Genomic DNA, 16,948 nt, shown 5'->3' on the forward strand with positions numbered 1-16,948 from the left:
CCCAGCCGCCAGAGCCGCGGCGCCTACGTTCCTATGGCATAACAACTGTCGAGAGAACACGAGCCGCGTCTGATGACTAACGAGCAACACACTGATCGGGTGCCGCTGATGGCCGACATAGGAACGATCGAGGCCAGATGGGTGGAGTTGTCAGCGGCTGTGGACAGACTCACCGAGCGGATCGGTGATCCCGACGACTTTCCGGTGCACGCTGGCAGTTCGTTGGCTGGTGATGACCGCGCATCGCACCCGTTTGAGGTGAGTCAGGCCTTGCGCCACATCATCAACGTCAGCGTCGACCAGCTGCACGGAGTCAAGACCGCTGTGCGCGAGGGCCGCTACCTGCATCTCGGGGTGAGTTCGACGCTGGCACGCGCAGCATTGGAGAACGCCGTGACCGGGCTGTGGATTCTGGGGCCTCGTACACGCAACACGAGGATTGAGCGGGTACTGCGATGGAACTCACGCAACTATCACGACTCTGCAAACTACCTACGCGACTCCGCCATGTTCGACAACGATCGCGCGCAGAAGCACGACCAGAACTTGGCACAGATTGCTCAGCTGGCGACGGCCCGGGGCATCGATCCAGACGTGGCTACCAACGGATTTCCCACCACAAAGCCGATCAAGCAAGGGGCGCAGTACACCGATCTGCCCGTTTACACCGACTGGCAGATTGCCTCAGGATTCGCCCACGGACGTCCGTGGGCTCACCACGGTTTCCTCGAGCGCCGCCGTGTGTCTGACAGCGCATCCGAGCACCGGGTCTACACGTTGAGCGCGCGGGAGGATGTCACCATCTATCTGCCCATGCAGGCGATGCATCTGCTGAGTGAACTCGTGCGGCTGCGCGACCGTCGGGCGGGAGTGGAAATGCCGCCGCGCCCCGATGGGGAACCTGACTACGAACGTGCCAACCCCACATGAGGTCTGCGCAACACAACCCACCCTGAATCGAGGGAGTGGACTAGCGGTACTGATGGGTGAGACACCAAGGTCTGAGCCCAGCACAACTGGAATGGACGCGCTCATGGTGGCGCCGACGATGATGACGACGAATCTTGATGCCGCTGGGTGCGTTGTGCGCGTTTGGCGGCGGGTATGCACGAAGCTTGCCGGTGCGCCGGCGGGCAGTGGCGTCAGGCGGTGGCCGTTCTAGCAGCCGGGGTGGATCGAAAGATCCCAGTCGAGCTCTGATCGGTTCTCAAGTCGTTTTGTCGTTTGGGATCTCCTTTTCGCTCTGGTTCCCCTGGTGCGCTTTACTAGCGACACTGATTGGGCAGTGGGTTAACCGGCGCGGTGTCACAGGTGTTGCCGTGTTGGTCGTCGCGGTGATAGCAGTACTCACTGTCGTCCTGATCTATTTGACCGTTGTGTGATTGCGTTAGATGGGTAGTTGAGTGTCGGTGATGAACGCGTCTCGTATCCACACGATGAAGTGGTCCCAGAGGCCGGTGAGCAGGGCAATGCCGACCAAGATCATGAGAATCCCTCCGAATACTTGGATCATTCGCGCGTTCCTTCGTAGGACGGCCAAGCTTCGAACTGCCCAGGCAGAGGAAAAGGACAGGGCGACAAAGGGAATTCCTAGGCCGAGGCAGTAGGCCACGATCAACGCAATACCTTTGACGGCGGTGGCGCCTTGAGTTCCGCTGACGGTGGCGATTACGGCGGCGAGTGTGGGACCTAGGCACGGTGTCCAACCGAGGGCGAACACCCCGCCCAACAGGGGTGCGCCGACGAGGTTGGACAGAGAGCGTGGAGCAAATCGGAGCTCGCGTTGCAGCGGTGAGAAAAGCCCAATGAACACCATGCCCATCGCGACGGTGACGACGCCGCCAATGCGTTGCAACACATCGCGATTGACGACGAAGGTACTGGTGATTCCGAAGATGGTGGCAGTCGCCGCTACAAACACCGCAGTGAAACCCAGAACGAAAAGTGCAGTCGCCAGAGCGACGCGGCCACGCCCGCGCACGCTGCTCGTCTCAGTAGACCTCACTGTTGGCGCGTCAGCGCCCACCAATCCGGCGAGGTAGGACAGGTAGCCGGGCACAAGCGGGATGACACATGGGGAGGCAAACGAGATCAAGCCCGCCAGAGCCGCGGCGATCGCGGCAAGGACGAACGGTCCCGACGAGACAGTGTCGGCGAACATCTGTCCGACAGAGCTCTGTGCAAGAACAAGCGGTAGGTCACTCATGGTGAGAGTGGCTCGCTGGCTACTCGTCGTACCACCGCGCCGAGTTCTGTCGCGGTAATTGACCGCAAATACACGACGGCGGGACGATGCTTGCGATCGAGGACAACCGTGGTAGGGACCACTGAGGTGGGTGTGGTCAACGCGGCAAGCGTCGCCCCGTCGAAATCGTAGATCGATGGGTACTCCACGCCGCGATCGATCACGAAGTCTTTGGCCGACTGCCGATCGTCTCGTAAATTGATGCCGAGGAAGTCCACTCCGAGAGGCTTCGTCTCTGCAAACACTTGCTCGAGATCATCGGCCTCGCCGCGGCACGGACCGCACCATGACCCCCATACGTTGATGACCAGGACTTTGCCCGCGAAATCTGTGGTACGTACGGTGGTGTCAGCCATCAGGTCGGCCCCGCTGAGCGCCGCGATCTGCGTTCTCTGCTGCGGAGGATCGTAGGTGATGATTGTCTGTCCGCGCGGGGATACGAACTCAAACGTATCGCCCTGTGTCACTGCGTCAGAACCAGTCCCGCAGGCGCTGAGAGCAGCGAGTACCAAGATGAGGAGCACCGAACGGGCGCCAGGATGCGTTACCCGATTCCCACGGCGTGGAGGAGGAAATGTGGCACCGTGCATCTGGTGGGATGACGCACGATGCACTCGCACGGGAGTCGGGATGACGTGGTCGTCGGGCAAGGCCCCGTTGCCGAGCATCACCTTCGGGGGCTCACTCATCGCCACACCTTAGCGAGGCCGGAGACACCATCCATGCATATATGCGAATGTCACTATGTATCGTGGTCGTGTCGGTCAAGACGACGAGCGTCTGGGCGACGGGCATCGAAAGATCGATTCGGAGGGATGGGGCAGTGGGCGCTGGCCATGACCATGCGGCGGGTTCGACTGCGGAAGAGGGTGTTGATAACGGACTTCGTAAGCGGTTGATCATTGCGTTTGTGCTCACCAGCGTCATTGTGATCGCGCAGCTGGTGGGTTCGGCGATCACGGGTAGCCTGGCGTTGCTCACTGACACCGCCCATGCGGCCACCGACGCGATCGGGTTGGCTGTAGCCGTTGTTGCGGCGAGTCTCATGCACCGGCCACCGAATAAACGGCGCACTTGGGGACTGCGGCGGATGGAGGTCATCGCCGCGCTTGCGCAGGCGACATTGCTGCTCGGCGTGGGACTTTTCGCCGGAGTGGAAGGCATCCGCCGCTTGTTCGCACCTCCCGACGTACCTTCAGCAGAGTTACTGGTCTTCGGTGTCATCGGCTTGACTGCGAACATCGTGGCGATCATCGTGCTCTCATCTGGCCGGTCGGCCAACTTCAACATGCGTGCGGCGTTCCTGGAAGTGCTCAACGATGCACTGGGCTCGCTGGGTGTCATCGTCGCGGCGATCGTGATCGTGACGACAGGATTTCAACAGGCGGATGCGATCGCGGGATTGTTCATCGTTGTGCTGATCGCGCCCAGAGCGTTGCGGATCATGAAGGACGCGGTGTGGGTGCTGATGGAGTTCTCTCCGAAGGAAATTGATCTCGACGAGGTGCGAGATCACATTCTCGAGCTCGAGCACGTGCGTGACGTGCACGACTTGCATGCATCGACAGTGGCAACTGGACTGCCTGTCATCTCGGCGCATGTGGTCGTTGACGACAGCTGCTTCCGCGATGGGCACGCACCGGAGATTCTTCGTCAGATCCAGACATGCGTAGCCTCGCACTTCCCGGTTTCCTTTGAACACTCCACCTTTCAGATTGAGAACGCGGATGTCCACGACGGCGAGGTCGACGCAGTGAGTCATCCGTGAGTCACTCGGGGTGGATTGACGACGGGACCGAAGCGATACCGTCGGCATCGACCTCGATGACACGAGCAGGGCCGATGTCGAAGAACAAGCCGATCACGTTCACCCCGCCGGGGTGCTCGCGCACCAGGGGGTGAGTTTCGAGGCGTTGTACACCGACCGCCACATTGACGATGCCGAGCTGGTCCACGGGTCCATAGCCTGCGGTGCTTGCACTTTGTCGGGCGGGGTGAGCGGTGAAGAATGCCTCGAGGCTGGGGCGGCCGTGTTCAAGCCACGACGACAGGTGGGTGGCGTGGGCGGGGTGTGGTTGGGAGTTCAATAGTGCAGTCATCGCCCCGCATCCGGAATGACCGCACACAACGATCGATCGAACCTGCAGGTGACGGAGCGCGAACTCAATTGCGGCATCGATTGAGCTGTCCTGGCCGGTCTCTTGGGCGATGAGATTGCCGATGTTGCGAACGGTGAACAGGTCGCCGGGACCACTGGAGGTGATGATGTTCGGTACGATTCGCGAGTCTGCGCACGTGATGAACAATGCTTCGGGTTGCTGGCCGTCGGCCAACGGTCGTGTGTGGGGGCGTAGGATATCCGCCACGGTCTCGTGAAAGTGATCAATACCCTGTGACACAGCATCTTTGGTGGGTTCGGTATCCGAGATTTGCGGTGAGCGCAGAAGGCGTTGCCAGGTCGTCCACGGCATGAGAGACCGGGCCTGTGACCGGGTCGCGTGTCGACGTGGCGGTGAGGATGGGGCGTGCGCGAGACGTGCTACACCGATCTCCTCGATATGCACGGAGCCGCCAGTGGCTTCGTGCGCGCGACGCCAATCGCTGATCATGTCCGATGCAGCGTGGTCGAGGAAGTCGGTGTCGAGCACCAGGGTGACATGGGCCCCGGCCGGTACGGCGCTGAGGGTTCTGTTCAGCCGCGGTAGGCCCAGAAAGCTCAACGAGCCGGTGACACTCACCCGCCACTGCCGCGAGCCGCTGGTTCCGAACGGTTCGACATGCATCTCTGCACGCACCACCCGCCACACCACGATCGCCACGGCGAGGGCAAGTCCGATCGCTACGCCCTCGAGAAGGTTGAGGAAGACGACCGCGCTCAGGGTGACCGCGTAGACCCACAGGTCTCCGGTCCGGCGGGCCAGGCGCAGGTGGGCCAGTTTGACGAGCTGGATACCGATAACCACCAGCAGTCCGGCCAGCGCCGCCTTGGGAATTTGCTGCACGATGGGAGTCAGCAGCACCGCGAACAGCAGAACCCAGATGCCGTGCAGAATCGCCGACGCCCGCGTGCGTGCACCGGTGGCGACGTTGGTCGAACTCCGCACGATCACTCCGGTCACTGGCAATCCGCCGATGAGGCCCGAGATCGTATTGGCCGCTCCCTGCCCGATCATCTCGCGATTGAAGTCGGTGCGCGGTCCGGTGTGCATCTTGTCCACAGCGACGGCCGAGAGCAGCGACTCCACGCTGGCAATGAGCGCAACAGTCACAATGCCAAGCGCTACGGCCCCCCAATTGCCTTGCGGCAAGGCGGGCAACGCGATCGAATCGAAGAAATCGCCATTGAGCTGGATGCGCTCAGCGTTGAGTGATAGTGCCATGGCGAGCAGGGTGGCGGCAGCGATGGCCACGAGCGGACCCGGAACCGCTCGAACACGCGAGGGAAGTCGCGACCAGAGCATCAAGATGGCGATGACGGTCAGTCCGACAATGAGATCGGGACCATGAACGTTGGTGAGCTGGCTCGGCAGCGCAGTGATGTTGGCCCATGCAGAACTCGCCGAGGAACCGCCCAGCAGCACGTGAATCTGCTGGAGAGCAATAGTGACGCCGATGCCCGCCAGCATTGCATGCACCACGACCGGGGCGATGGCGAGCGCAGCCTGTGCGATGCGACTCAAACCGAACACGATCTGAAGCAGGCCCGCACCAACGGTGATCAGACAGGTCACTTGCCAACCGACGCTGTCGACGAGTTGCGCGACAACAACTGTCAGGCCCGCCGCCGGCCCGCTTACCTGAAGTGGTGACCCACCTAAGGAGCCGACGACAATGCCGCCGACGACAGCCGCGATGAGTCCGGCCATGACAGGCGCGCCGGAAGCGATCGCGATGCCCAACGACAGAGGCAAAGCGACCAGGAACACCACGAGAGACGCCGGAACGTCATGTCGGATCACGCTTCTCAGAGAATCAGGCAGTTCGGGCATGGCGCCCAACGTAAGAGTCGATCATTACAGCACCCTGAGAGCGTGCCACAGGCGTCACGGTCACTGCCAAACTGAATTCTACGTAGCGTGATAGTTGCTGCAGGTCACCGCACAAGTACGCCAATGAGCAGCAAGTATGAGCGGTGTCGCAGATCACTTCACCGAAAGTGTGGTTCATTAAAACTACGTTGCATAGTAGTTAATGGCGGCGCATCCTGCTGTAGGGTGTCCGATATGTACCATCATCACTCGCGGTTGAGTCACTGCGGTCGAGCCGACGGTCGTTCATGAGCCGAGGATTTCTGATCTCTATCGGATTGGTTGTCGTCTTCGCAGTCGGTCTGTTCAGCTGGATCATCATTGATCGCGAGGATGAGGTGGCGCCGACGGCGCGGGAGGCTGATCGGGCATCGTTGCTGGTGCGGCCGGACAGTCATCGATTGAGTTCGGCTGACAGCCCAGTGACGTTCGTCGAGTTTCTTGATTTCGAGTGCGAAGCCTGCGGAGCGATGTTCCCCAACGTCGAGCGTTTACGGAATGACTATGCTGGGCGAGTCAACTTCGTCGTTCGCTACTTCCCCCTCCCGGGGCATTTCAATGCAGAACGCGCCGCGCGTGCGGTCGAAGCTGCCGCTCAGCAGGGCCGGTTCGAGGCCATGTACAAGAAGATGTTCGACACGCAGCGATCCGCGAATCGAACACCGATCGTTTGGGCAATCCCGACGGTCTTCTCGCCGAGGATTACCGCGTTGGTCAGGGTCTCCGGCGAGGCTGTGGTGAAACCTTGCGAGACGCTCATTCGACCACCCACACCCACGGCCTCGGCTCGAACGGAGTACCGCTTCGAGTACCCCAGCGGCTGGGTGCTTATCCACGTACTGCCATCCTCGCTCAGTGAGCCCGCCAAGGCACGGCCACTGGCTGTTGGGATATCAACCTTTGTCAACGCGCCACGACTGGCTGACACAACGATAGGAAGCCCAGGTTCAACGACCGCGTTCGGTGCGAGTCGACCTCCGCCGTCGGTGCCCACAGTGATGGAGGGTCGGGTCATCTCTGCGAAACTGTCGACGGCCTGAATCTGGTCACTGTAGGTAGAGCCCCCACTGGCCGAGCTGCACGAGGTCAGTACCACCACAACGACCGTCAGCGCTGCAAGTACCAGCAGGTGCTGAAGTTTGACCCCCTCCGAACGGTGTCGCCGAAGAGTTCTCAAACGCTGCGGCGACTTCATATCGCCAGTCGATCGGCGGTCACGAAGCATCTCGCCCAATCGGGTCCTCGGAGTGCCAAAGCGGCCCATCAGTTGCAAAGTCTTTCATCCGGTGGGACATCGGCACCACAGAGAATAGGCGCCGCTACAGATCTTACTAACCATGATAGTAGTTTACGGTTCACGAGCCTTCGCTCTCTGATCGAGCACCCGAGCTGCATCACGGTTTGCCATCTGCCAGTCTGAAATTACTACTTCGTAGCCGTGGCCAGGCCAGGAAGAGCAGGTGAAACCCCGGTGGCGGTGCGGGCAAGGAATTCCTGGCGGCCGACCACACTGTAGTTCGTCGTTGTCTCAGGCACAGTTCGTCGCGGGCGCGGGGGACGCATCAGCAAGACGGCGCGACGACCCATTCGTGACAGCTGGTCTGGTCACCGACCGCATGTGTGCCAAGGGGGCGTATGCTGAGCCATGTTGATGGGTGAGACAGCAGGTCTGCCCGACCATGTGGAGGGAATGCGCGATGATGGCGCTGATGACAGTTCATGATGTGGATGCCGCGCAGGTGCGATGTGCCCGTCTGGCGGCCGGTGTGCGTGAGAACGAGCTCGAGGATCTCCTCGAGGTGGATGCCGGCACGGTCGCGGCGTGGGAGGAACTGCGCGGCCCGATCGCCGAGGACGCCGCGCAGCGCCTGGCCGAGATGACCGTGGCGGCCGCGGCCGAGGCTGTGCGGTTGATCGAACAGGCCTCTGCCGGCGAGCAGATCGTGACGTTCGGCCACGATGCCGATGTGCTGGCGGCCACCGGCGGCCGGCTGGGCTTGGCCAGTGTGCACCGCGTGTGTGCTGGTCGAGCGGCGCTGGCAGTCCCGGGCGCCGAGGTGGTCATTCGTGACAGCGACGGCGATCGTGATGGCCGGATGTTGTGTGTGACCGCGGCCTGCGGGATGGGGTTAGGTCAGGTGCAGAAGTGGTTCGACGTCAAGCGTCGGATGGCGCAGAACTGGCTCGGCGGCCTACGTCCGGTCCCGCCGGGGGTGATCGAGGAGTTGCGGCAGATCACCGCCGAGGTCGGCGAACACATCGACGAGCTGGCAGCCACCATCGATGCCGACAGCGACGATCCGGTGCTGTGGGTGTGCGCGACCGACGAGCAGATGGAAGACCAGTGGCCTGAGCGTGCGCAGCTGCCGCTGTCGACCCACCAGGTGTGCGCGGCACGCGCTGCAGCTGCTGTTGACGGTGCGCGGCTGGTGTTTCTGCCACGCTGATGTCATGAGTTCCACGCGCACGGCCTACACCGGGCACGGGGTGATCGACCTCGAGGCCGGGCCGGTGGATGCTGCGGCGATCAAGACCGCCGGGCTGGTTGCGGAGAAGTTCTACGACAGCCTCGAACAATCCCGTATCGATGCTGAGCTGGCTGACCGCATCCTCGAGGACGATCCCGATCGCAACCGGGCTGCTCGTGACCGGGACCGGGCGTTTCCGCGTGACACCTCCGAAGTCGACGATGAGCGCAAACGCCGTCACCTTCCCGATCGTGGTGAGTTCCGCACGGATTTGTCCTCGCGGCAACGCAAAGACCGGTCGGTGGCCAAGCGGCGGGTTCACGAGACCGCCCCGCACAGTCAGATGCACGAGATGCGCTGGGCGATCAGTGATCCGCAGCGCTGGCAGCATCTGAACGCGTCGCTGCGGGAAGCGACCGGCAACGCCCAGCACCTCCGGGAGCGTGATCGCCGATCGGTGCAACGCATCGACCGACTCATCCAGAGCTATGAACGTGACAGCGGGCGTGGACATGTCGTCTACGCGGTCGTCGAGCTGCCCACCGACACCCCCGTCAGCCGGCGCCGCGAGGTACCCGACACCCTGCAGCCGGGAGCCCGGATCTCGTTCGACCAGTACACGATGGCCACCCACACCCTGCACGAAGCCGCTGCGGTGGCCGCCACCCGGCGCGCCGAGGGTTCCACCGCCACGTCGGTGATCTTGGAGATCGAGACCTCCCGCGGCATGTATCTGGGCCGCTCAGACAGCGTCAACGACACCAGCCACATCCTGCCGCGCGGGCTGGGCCTGCGGGTGGCCGGCATCGACGAACACGCCGACTACGCCCGCCCCGGCGGGCACGACTCGGCCCTGGTGGTGCAACTACGCGAGACACCCCGCGATCCCGCCTACCAGCCGCCGGTCACCGGGCGGCGGGTGTTCCGGGACCGCAGAGCCGACGCCGCCGCCCGCGCGGCGGCCCGAGACACCAAGGAGCCCTAACCGATGTCTGCCACCCAACCGCCCAAAGACCTCCCACCCATCCCACCGCGAAAGAAAACACCCGGTGGCCGCGGCCGGTGGAAAGACGTGCTGATCGTGCACGACGACATCCGATTCGGCATCAACACCTTCCGCTCGGTCGAACCCGGTGACCCCGACGCCGACAACGAAACACCCGAAGCCACACGCACGCCCCGTCGGCGCCGACCCCGCCGGTAACTCGCGGACAGCCAGGCCATGAGCGGCGAGTCTGATCCGGGCCTGGACCTGACCAGGCTGCGCGCAGTGCGCGGCCGGCGCACCGACCCAGCACAGCTGCTCGAGCAGATCTCGGCCTACCGCGACCGTCACGGCGGGATGTGGGTGGCGTGGTCGGGTGGCAAAGACAGCACCGCCGTGGTCGATCTCGCCCGCCGCGTCGACGCCGATGTGCCGGTGGTGTTCTACGACTGCGGCCTGGACTTTCCCGAAACCCGCACCTACATCGCCGAACTCACCCGGGTGTGGAACCTGAATCTGCATGTGGTGCCCACCGAACCCGACCTGCTCACCCTGCTGATCGCGGCCGGCGACTTCGACCCGGCCGCACCCACCCGACAGGTGCGCCTGGACGTGCGCCGGGCGATGATCACCGACCCCGCCACCCGCGCGCATACCCGGTTCGGGCCCGCGAACCTGTGGGGCGTGCGTGCCGGCGAATCCTCCGGGCGCCTGCAGCTCTACCGCACCCAGGCCGCCCACGGTCGCCGCTGCGGCTACCGCGCCGGCGGCGGCCTAGTGTCCCGGACCGATGGCACCACCACCTACAGCCCGATCTGGAACTGGACCACCGAGCACGTCTGGGAATACCTCGCTGCCCGCAACATCGCACCGAACCCGATCTACGCGAAACTCACCACCCTCGGCGCGACCCCAGCGATGCCCGCGTCGACGCCATGATCGACCCCGCCCGCCTCGACAACGGCCACATCACCCGGCTTGCCGCCGGCTGGCCGACCATCTTCGACCGTCTCGTCGAGGTCCTGCCGCGCCTGGCCGACTACCGCTGACGAGTTTCCTCGCGATCTCGGGCAGATCCCGCCGTACTACCTCATACCGGACGGGCCCCGGTATGAGGTAGTACCGGGGTATTGCGTTGTGCGGGTGCTGTTTTTGTGTCGGTGGGTGTGGTTAGTGTGTGGGTTAGTTCCGGTGAGACAGCAGGTCTGCCGGGCGAGTCCCGAAGGAGTTTGGTGGCATGGATATTGCCGATGTGGTGGCGGAGATGGAGAGTGCGGCGGCGGATGTGTTCGCCACGATCGGGTGGGCCGAGGAGGAGATCGCGACGGCGCAACGCCGTTGGCCTGCTCGTGCGGATGCGGTGTTTCATTCGTTCTCGCTGATCCGCCCGCCGGATGAGCTGCAGGCGCGGTTGAGTGTGGAGTCGGTGTATCGGGCTTACGCCCGCGAGCTGTTGGATCGGGTCGGGCAGGAGCAGGACACCCGGCCGGGCACGGCGGTGGAAGTGGTGCTGGGGATCAGCGGTGCCAGTCTGCGGGCGCCGTTGAATCATGAGGGGTTCGGCCTGTATGCGCGGATGTGGCAGGCAGCTGGATTGCCGTTCATCGACGGAATCTCCGACAGGTCCGGACATTACGAGGCGCTCAGCGCGGATGCGCTCGACGATGCGGAGGAGTACGCGCGGCGGGTGTGCCGCCGGGCTGACCGGGTCCTGGCCGTCGACGGGTGCGGCGGGCAGCATCACGGCGCGCCCGTTGACTGCGTCTACGCCGACAGCACCGAGACCGGTGAGGGTGTCGTCGGCGAGGGTGAGGCGGTCGCATGAACATCAGCACACAGCAATCCTTGCCGGTGTTCGCGGTGGAGGTGACCGAGACGGTGACGACCCGCTATCGGGTGCGCGCGGCCGATGCCGAGCGGGCGCAGGAGGTCGCCACCGTCCACAACATTGAGGATGGCTCCGAGCGCGGTGAGGTCATCACCTGCGAACGCCACGGCGAGGCCTATACAGCGCCCTCAGATGGTCTTGTGGCGCGGTTGGAGGTGATCGACGACCCGCAGGCACCCCCACGGGTGAGCGTCGGCGATATCGCCGATCAGATCCCGGCGAGGGACGCCCAGATGGCGTGCGCTGCCATGATGGCCACGTTGGGCGGCCAGGACGAGTGGAGTAGCGAGACAATCGAGTGGGTCGCTGCGCACCTGGTCGCGATCGCCCCGGCCTCGGTGCCGACGTTCACTGAATCCGGCACCGGCGACGGTAGCGCGGTGCAGTTCTGGCAGAACATCGACACCACCACCCCGGCCCCGGTCGACGGCGGACAGGATGCCGCGTGGCACGAACTGCGCGTCGCCCTGGCCCGAGCGCGTGAGGTCGCCGGCCAGATTGCGGAGGCCTCCGACGCGTGTGATATCGGGCGGATGCGAGACCTGGAAGAGGCTGAGGTCGACTACCTCAAAGCTGTGCGTGACGCGGCTGAGGAGGTGCGTCGTGGCGGCTGAGGAGGTGCGTCGTGGCTGCTGAGATCCCGAGATACGAACGCCGCGACGGCCGCACCGCTGGGGCGCATTACATCGAAGAGGCGGTGTCGGTGTACCTGATGCGCCACCCCTCCGAAGATCGGTGGGTGATCGATCCGCTCACGGTCGACGGGTGCGCGTTGGACTCCACCCATGACGAGTATCCGTCCAACGCCGAATGCCACTGCCAACACACGTTTCCCGCACCCGAGTGCGATGCGGTCCGCGACCGGATGACCGGTGTCGGGCTGCCCAGCGGGCACGAGCTGCTGGAGCTGCTCGCCGACACCCTCGGCTACCAACTCATCGCACCCACACCGGAGGCGGGAGGTGATGGGCGGTGAGGTGGAGCGAGCAGGGCCAGCGTTCCCGTACCGCACTGGACTCGCAGCTGAGCCTGCGCGGTCTGGTGGCCCGTCACACCGAGTTCGCCGCACTGCGCACTCTGCACGAGGTGATGACGGTGAACGAGTGGACGGCGCTCCAGGTCGACATCGAAGACCACTCGGTGATCGACACCCTCACCCTCGCCGACGGCCAGCGCTGGCATCTCGGTGCCGACAACGAGCTGGACGCGATCAACGACGAACTGTTCGAGATCGTCGGCAACTGCCCACGCTCCCTGTTCACCTACCGCAATGGTGAGTATTGGGCCGATCTCGACGACATCCGGGCCGCGATCACGGGCACGTTCCGCGCTCAACTGCCGTCCACCTGGACAGCGCCGCCGATCTGATCCGGCCCGCGTGCTGTGGCGGGACTTTGGGGGGAGGCGACACGGTGTTGCCTCCCCCCAAAGACGACCCAAAAGCCGAGCCTGAACAGACAACATCGGGCCGACCCCGGTATGAGGTCAGCCCGATGTATTGCGTTGTGCCGGTGCTGGATTGTTGTCGGTAGGTGTGGTTAGAGTGTGGGTTAGTTCCGGTGAGACAGCAGGTCTGCCGGGTCGATTCGAAAGGACTGTGGTGATGGCTGCAGCAACGTGGGATGGTCGGGTGTTGGCGTCGGATCTGGCGTATGTGAAGCGGGTGACCGGGCTCTCGGCGCGCCGGGGTGTGGCGGCGTGGCTGCGGGTGGTCACCGTCGCGGCTGCCGGTGGTGTGGGCACGGTGCGCCACTACAACTTCGATGCCGGGGTGGTGGTGCGCACGCAGGTCGACGGCGGCCTGGAGCCGACCACGGTGGACATGCCCGAGCTGGCTGCTGCGGTCAAGGCAGCCGGACGCGGTCAACTCACCCTCGAGCGCGACGGTGATCGTCTCATCGTTGCCGGCGACGACGGACAGGTGTCGGTGGCCGTGTTCGACGCGCTCGACGACGTGCCGGTGATGCCGGCCGTGGATGGGCCCGCGGTGCTGGTCGCGGATGCGCCGGTGTTCGCCACGGCAGTCGCGGCGGTAGCCCCGGCGGCCGGCACCGACCAGACGCTGCCGATGCTCACCGGGGTGTACCTCGATGCCGATGAGACTGGCGCGGTGGCGTTGGCCGCTACTGACCGGTTCCGGCTGGCGACCACCGAGCTGGCCACGATGGCGCCGGTGGAGCTGGCTGCACCGGTCCTGGTCCCGGCCAAGGTGCTCGCCGCCGCAGCGGCACGGGCGGCCAAGCGGGAGGGTCCGGTCAGCGTGCACGTCGATGGCGCTCTGGTGCGGATCTGCGCGCCCGGAAGTGATGTCGTGGTGAGAGGGATCGACGCCCAGTTCCCGCGCTGGCGTCGACTGCTCCCCGACGCCGGTGCCGACCGGATGCGCGCGCGCATCGCGGCGCCGGATCTCGCGCGGCGACTCAAGAAACTCACCGACCAGTACTCGGTGCGCCTGCTCGTCGGCACCGACAGCGCCCGGGTGGAGGCCGGTGATCTCGACGCGGTCGCCGCCGGGCGCCCGGCGACCACGTTCACCGTCCCGGCGGCCGCTGTCGACGAGCGCGCCACCGGCGTCGTCGCCGGATACAACCCGGGCTATCTCGCCTCGCTACTCGCCGCAGCGCCCGGTGAGGTCGAGGTGACATGGTCACCGACGCGGCCGGCATCGACACCGATGACCATCGAATACGGCGGAGTGCGCAATCTGCTCATGCCGGTCCGACTGCCCGGCGCCGAACCCGAGACCGCAGCCGCCTGACCCCGGGTGCCGGCGCCCTCCTCGACGGGACGCCGGCACCCACCATGGCCAGGGCTGGAGTAGGCAGTACCGGGACGACCCCGGTATGAGGTCGTCCCGATGTATTGCGTTGTGCGGGTGCTGGATTGTTGTCGGTAGGTGTGATTAGTGTGTGGGTTAGTTCCGGTGAGACAGCAGGTCTGCCGGACTTCTAACGAAGGGGCTGTCATGGCTACTGCTGATGTGTCGGGCGTACGGGTGGATGTCGAGGGCGTGGTGTCGCAGGTGACCGCGTCCGGTGGTGACACGCTGCGGATGTTGCAGAGCGCTGTCGGGGGGTACGTGGATGTGGTGCGTCTGCCTGAGGGCATCGACATGTGGGTCAGCGACGAGGGCAGCTACACGCAGCCGGTAAATGCGTGGGCGTCGCTGCTCAATGATCTGTTGGGTGGTCAGCCGGTGATCTGGGGGCCGGTGGTGTTCGCCTCCTCGACCGAGGAGGGCGACACGGTGTCGCTGTCTGCGGCGCAGACCGCGCGTCTGGCGGCGTGGTTCGCCGAGAAGGTCGAGGCTCCCGACGTCGCCGAGGCCATCGCCGGTATCGGCGGGATTCCGGCACCGGCGACGACAGTGCGCTGATGGCCACACCAGCGGGCGGGCCATGCTCGTGCTGGACGGTCGGGACGGCGCTGCATTCGGGCCACTGCTGTTTCACCGGCCCCGCCGAGGCCTATCACCGTGACGCGGCCCTGGCCCCGTGCGGGCATTGGCACCCCACGCTGGCGCTCACCGACTTGAGCGCAGAGACGAGACCACCCGGTGAGACACACGGTCTGCCGGGAACCCTGGAAAGGAAAAGCGCATGACGACAATGGAATCGAGGAACGGACAGCCGGTCGGAGGTGTCGAGACACATCAGGTGTGGCCGTCGATCGGTGAGGGCGTGTTGAACCTGTCTGATCCGGTCACCGCGGGGCGGGTGCGTGGGTGCCGGTCGGTGACATGCGCAGAGTGGAGACCGAGGTCGACACTCTGCGGGAGGCGTTGCGGCGTGCGGAACTCGACCGTGATACCGCGCGTGAGGAGATCACGTCGCTGATGGATCAGGACCGGGAGCGCAACGCTGCCGCGCGGGAGTGGGCCGACGACAACGACCTGTGCAGTCAGTTCGAGCGGTTCTGTGAGGCCTACGGGTGGGAGGGCCGCGCCGACGACATGAGCGTGACGGTGCGGGTCAGCGTCGATGTCGAGGTCACCGTGGCCGGTGTGCGGCGCGGTGATCAGGACACCTACTCACTGACGGAGGAGATCGACGACAACGACGTGCGGGAGAAGCTGGAGGCGGGCGCGTACGCGCTGAACTCCTACGACATCACCGACTACGAACGCGCCTAGAAACGGCGTGTGCGGCCCCGTGGCGGTCACCCCCGTCACGGGCCGCTGTCGGCTCTGAGCAATCCCTACAGCCCGCTACAGGGGGGGGAGAGGACCACTTGATGACCAGCGATGTGCAGGACCCCACGCCGTACCGCTGCACACCACGATTCGGCGCCGCCGACCATCTCGACGAGACGGTCGGGTTCGCCGACCTCGAGGCCGTGTTCGCCGACGTACCCGACACCCTGACCGGGTATCACAGCGAGCACACCCACAACCTGGTCCGTGCCGGGTTCGCCCTGGCCGCGTTGAGGGCTTATGCCCAGTGCACCGGGGCTTATGACCAGTCGAGTACCGGCACAGCGTTGTCGGATCTGTGCGGTGATCTGGGGCACTTGTGCGATGTGCTCGGCTTGGACTGGGACCAGCTCGTCGAGGCGGGCCGCTACCACTACGACCACGAAATCCGGCACTGCGACTGAGCGAGAAGGGGAGGCGACGCGGGCCGGGGGAACACTCCGGGGGAGGTTGGTGGACCCCTGGTCCGCGTCGGCACCACGGTAGCAAACTGTGCATGCGCGATAGCGCACAGGCGATTGGTCGACCATGTCAGTAACGGACAGGACGAACGCCCATAGGGCATCGAATCTAGTTGCGGCACAGTAGAACTAAAACACGTTGTGCGGTAGGATATTTCATATGAACACAGTAAGAGCCGCCGTAGGCGGATCGACCCCCCACCCCACCGGGGACGGCCGCAGGCCGGCACCCACTCACCCCCGTCGCATCACGACAACCGCGATAGACTGAACGAAATGAAACACGCTGCAACACAAGCACTCACACACCAATCGGCCGAAGGCCGATGCGACGACGGCAACGCCACAGCACCCACCACGTCGGCGCTTGCGCCGACCCCGACGGGCGCCGAAGGCGCCCGGCTCCGCCCGACGCGACGAAGTCGCCGGAGCACGCGCGGATGTTCACGTCGCGGACTCCATGCTCGATGCGGGCACTTGGAGCCGAACCGGAGCGTCATCCCTCGTCGGGCTCGAACGCGGATCACCAGCACGTTCTGGCTGAGTTCCTCGGTCATCGTCTGATCGAAGGGCAGATGCGGCGCCGTTGAAGACCAGCGCGATCTCGGTGACGCGCCGGCCGAGGCGCTTGCCGGTACGCAGGTAGAAGGGGACACCGCCAGCGGCGGGAGCGACCTCCAG

General features: G+C 64.6%; 18 protein-coding genes and 2 pseudogenes. 15 read left to right on the forward strand and 5 right to left on the reverse strand.

What is annotated here, in order from left to right; translation table 11 throughout:
* Positions 1–108 precede the first annotated feature (108 nt).
* Positions 109–930 carry a hypothetical protein gene (locus tag BJF87_RS14630; RefSeq protein WP_075863411.1) on the forward strand — a complete coding sequence of 274 codons (822 nt, stop codon included), beginning with the start codon at positions 109–111 and terminating at the stop codon, positions 928–930.
* Between the two features lie 457 nt (positions 931–1,387).
* Here the strand turns inward: BJF87_RS14630 and BJF87_RS14635 are convergent, their stop codons facing one another.
* Together BJF87_RS14635 and BJF87_RS14640 are read right to left on the reverse strand one after the other, a co-directional pair.
* A complete protein-coding gene (locus tag BJF87_RS14635; protein ID WP_075863395.1) occupies positions 1,388–2,206 on the reverse strand; it encodes a cytochrome c biogenesis CcdA family protein in 819 nt (272 codons plus the stop codon).
* Complete coding sequence (locus BJF87_RS14640; protein WP_084813204.1) at positions 2,203–2,835, reverse strand: TlpA disulfide reductase family protein; 633 nt, start codon at positions 2,833–2,835, stop codon at positions 2,203–2,205. The genes BJF87_RS14635 and BJF87_RS14640 overlap by 4 nt, the downstream gene beginning before the upstream one ends.
* Before the next feature lie 161 nt (positions 2,836–2,996).
* On the opposite strand from BJF87_RS14640, the gene BJF87_RS14645 reads away from it, so the two are divergent.
* Positions 2,997–4,013: a cation diffusion facilitator family transporter gene (locus BJF87_RS14645; protein WP_262338973.1), complete on the forward strand. Its 1,017-nt coding sequence runs from the start codon at positions 2,997–2,999 to the stop codon at positions 4,011–4,013.
* 1 nt (position 4,014) lies between these two features.
* Here BJF87_RS14645 and BJF87_RS14650 read toward each other — a convergent pair whose 3' ends face one another.
* Positions 4,015–6,234, reverse strand: a complete 2,220-nt coding sequence (locus BJF87_RS14650; RefSeq protein ID WP_075863398.1) for a bifunctional SulP family inorganic anion transporter/carbonic anhydrase — start codon at positions 6,232–6,234, stop codon at positions 4,015–4,017.
* A gap of 287 nt (positions 6,235–6,521) precedes the next feature.
* On the opposite strand from BJF87_RS14650, the pseudogene BJF87_RS26785 reads away from it, so the two are divergent.
* A pseudogene (locus tag BJF87_RS26785) lies at positions 6,522–6,917 on the forward strand (DsbA family protein); the annotation flags it as partial.
* Here BJF87_RS26785 and BJF87_RS27115 read toward each other — a convergent pair.
* Positions 6,869–7,537 (reverse strand): Ig-like domain-containing protein, encoded by a 669-nt coding sequence (locus tag BJF87_RS27115; protein WP_316042969.1) that lies wholly within the window; start codon positions 7,535–7,537, stop codon positions 6,869–6,871. The pseudogene BJF87_RS26785 and the gene BJF87_RS27115 sit on opposite strands and share 49 nt — an antisense overlap.
* Before the next feature lie 445 nt (positions 7,538–7,982).
* Between BJF87_RS27115 and BJF87_RS14665 the strand changes: the two genes are divergently transcribed.
* The 12 genes from BJF87_RS14665 to BJF87_RS14715 all read left to right on the forward strand — a co-directional run bounded on the left by BJF87_RS14665 (position 7,983) and on the right by BJF87_RS14715 (position 16,210).
* Positions 7,983–8,720 carry a hypothetical protein gene (locus tag BJF87_RS14665; RefSeq protein ID WP_139319503.1) on the forward strand — a complete coding sequence of 246 codons (738 nt, stop codon included), beginning with the start codon at positions 7,983–7,985 and terminating at the stop codon, positions 8,718–8,720.
* Between the two features lie 4 nt (positions 8,721–8,724).
* Positions 8,725–9,726, forward strand: coding sequence for a hypothetical protein (locus tag BJF87_RS14670; protein WP_075863400.1), 1,002 nt, complete (start codon positions 8,725–8,727; stop codon positions 9,724–9,726).
* Between the two features lie 3 nt (positions 9,727–9,729).
* Positions 9,730–9,945, forward strand: a complete 216-nt coding sequence (locus BJF87_RS25830; RefSeq protein WP_139319504.1) for a hypothetical protein — start codon at positions 9,730–9,732, stop codon at positions 9,943–9,945.
* A gap of 18 nt (positions 9,946–9,963) precedes the next feature.
* Complete coding sequence (locus tag BJF87_RS14675; protein ID WP_316042968.1) at positions 9,964–10,665, forward strand: phosphoadenosine phosphosulfate reductase family protein; 702 nt, start codon at positions 9,964–9,966, stop codon at positions 10,663–10,665.
* Between the two features lie 298 nt (positions 10,666–10,963).
* The gene (locus BJF87_RS14680) at positions 10,964–11,551 is read left to right on the forward strand and encodes a hypothetical protein (protein ID WP_075863401.1); all 588 of its coding nucleotides are present in this window, start codon (positions 10,964–10,966) and stop codon (positions 11,549–11,551) included.
* A 20-nt stretch (positions 11,552–11,571) separates the two neighbouring features.
* The gene (locus BJF87_RS14685; protein ID WP_158037513.1) at positions 11,572–12,228 is read left to right on the forward strand and encodes a hypothetical protein; all 657 of its coding nucleotides are present in this window, start codon (positions 11,572–11,574) and stop codon (positions 12,226–12,228) included.
* 11 nt (positions 12,229–12,239) lie between these two features.
* Positions 12,240–12,590 carry a hypothetical protein gene (locus BJF87_RS14690; protein WP_084813201.1) on the forward strand — a complete coding sequence of 117 codons (351 nt, stop codon included), beginning with the start codon at positions 12,240–12,242 and terminating at the stop codon, positions 12,588–12,590.
* Positions 12,587–12,982 (forward strand): hypothetical protein, encoded by a 396-nt coding sequence (locus BJF87_RS14695; RefSeq protein ID WP_075863403.1) that lies wholly within the window; start codon positions 12,587–12,589, stop codon positions 12,980–12,982. Before BJF87_RS14690 ends, BJF87_RS14695 begins: the two co-directional genes overlap by 4 nt.
* Positions 12,983–13,217: 235 nt before the next feature.
* Complete coding sequence (locus BJF87_RS14700) at positions 13,218–14,372, forward strand: hypothetical protein (RefSeq protein ID WP_075863404.1); 1,155 nt, start codon at positions 13,218–13,220, stop codon at positions 14,370–14,372.
* Between the two features lie 207 nt (positions 14,373–14,579).
* A complete protein-coding gene (locus BJF87_RS14705) occupies positions 14,580–14,990 on the forward strand; it encodes a DUF3846 domain-containing protein (protein ID WP_084813202.1) in 411 nt (136 codons plus the stop codon).
* 363 nt (positions 14,991–15,353) lie between these two features.
* Positions 15,354–15,746: a hypothetical protein gene (locus BJF87_RS14710; RefSeq protein ID WP_139319505.1), complete on the forward strand. Its 393-nt coding sequence runs from the start codon at positions 15,354–15,356 to the stop codon at positions 15,744–15,746.
* Positions 15,747–15,847: 101 nt separating this feature from the next.
* Positions 15,848–16,210 (forward strand): hypothetical protein, encoded by a 363-nt coding sequence (locus BJF87_RS14715; protein ID WP_139319506.1) that lies wholly within the window; start codon positions 15,848–15,850, stop codon positions 16,208–16,210.
* A 527-nt stretch (positions 16,211–16,737) separates the two neighbouring features.
* Here BJF87_RS14715 and BJF87_RS26795 read toward each other — a convergent pair.
* Positions 16,738–16,948 (reverse strand): annotated as a pseudogene (locus BJF87_RS26795) (glucose-6-phosphate dehydrogenase); the annotation flags it as partial.

The sequence above is a fragment of the Gordonia sp. CNJ-863 genome (assembly GCF_001942325.1).
Taxonomy (GTDB): Bacteria; Actinomycetota; Actinomycetes; order Mycobacteriales; family Mycobacteriaceae; genus Gordonia; species Gordonia alkanivorans.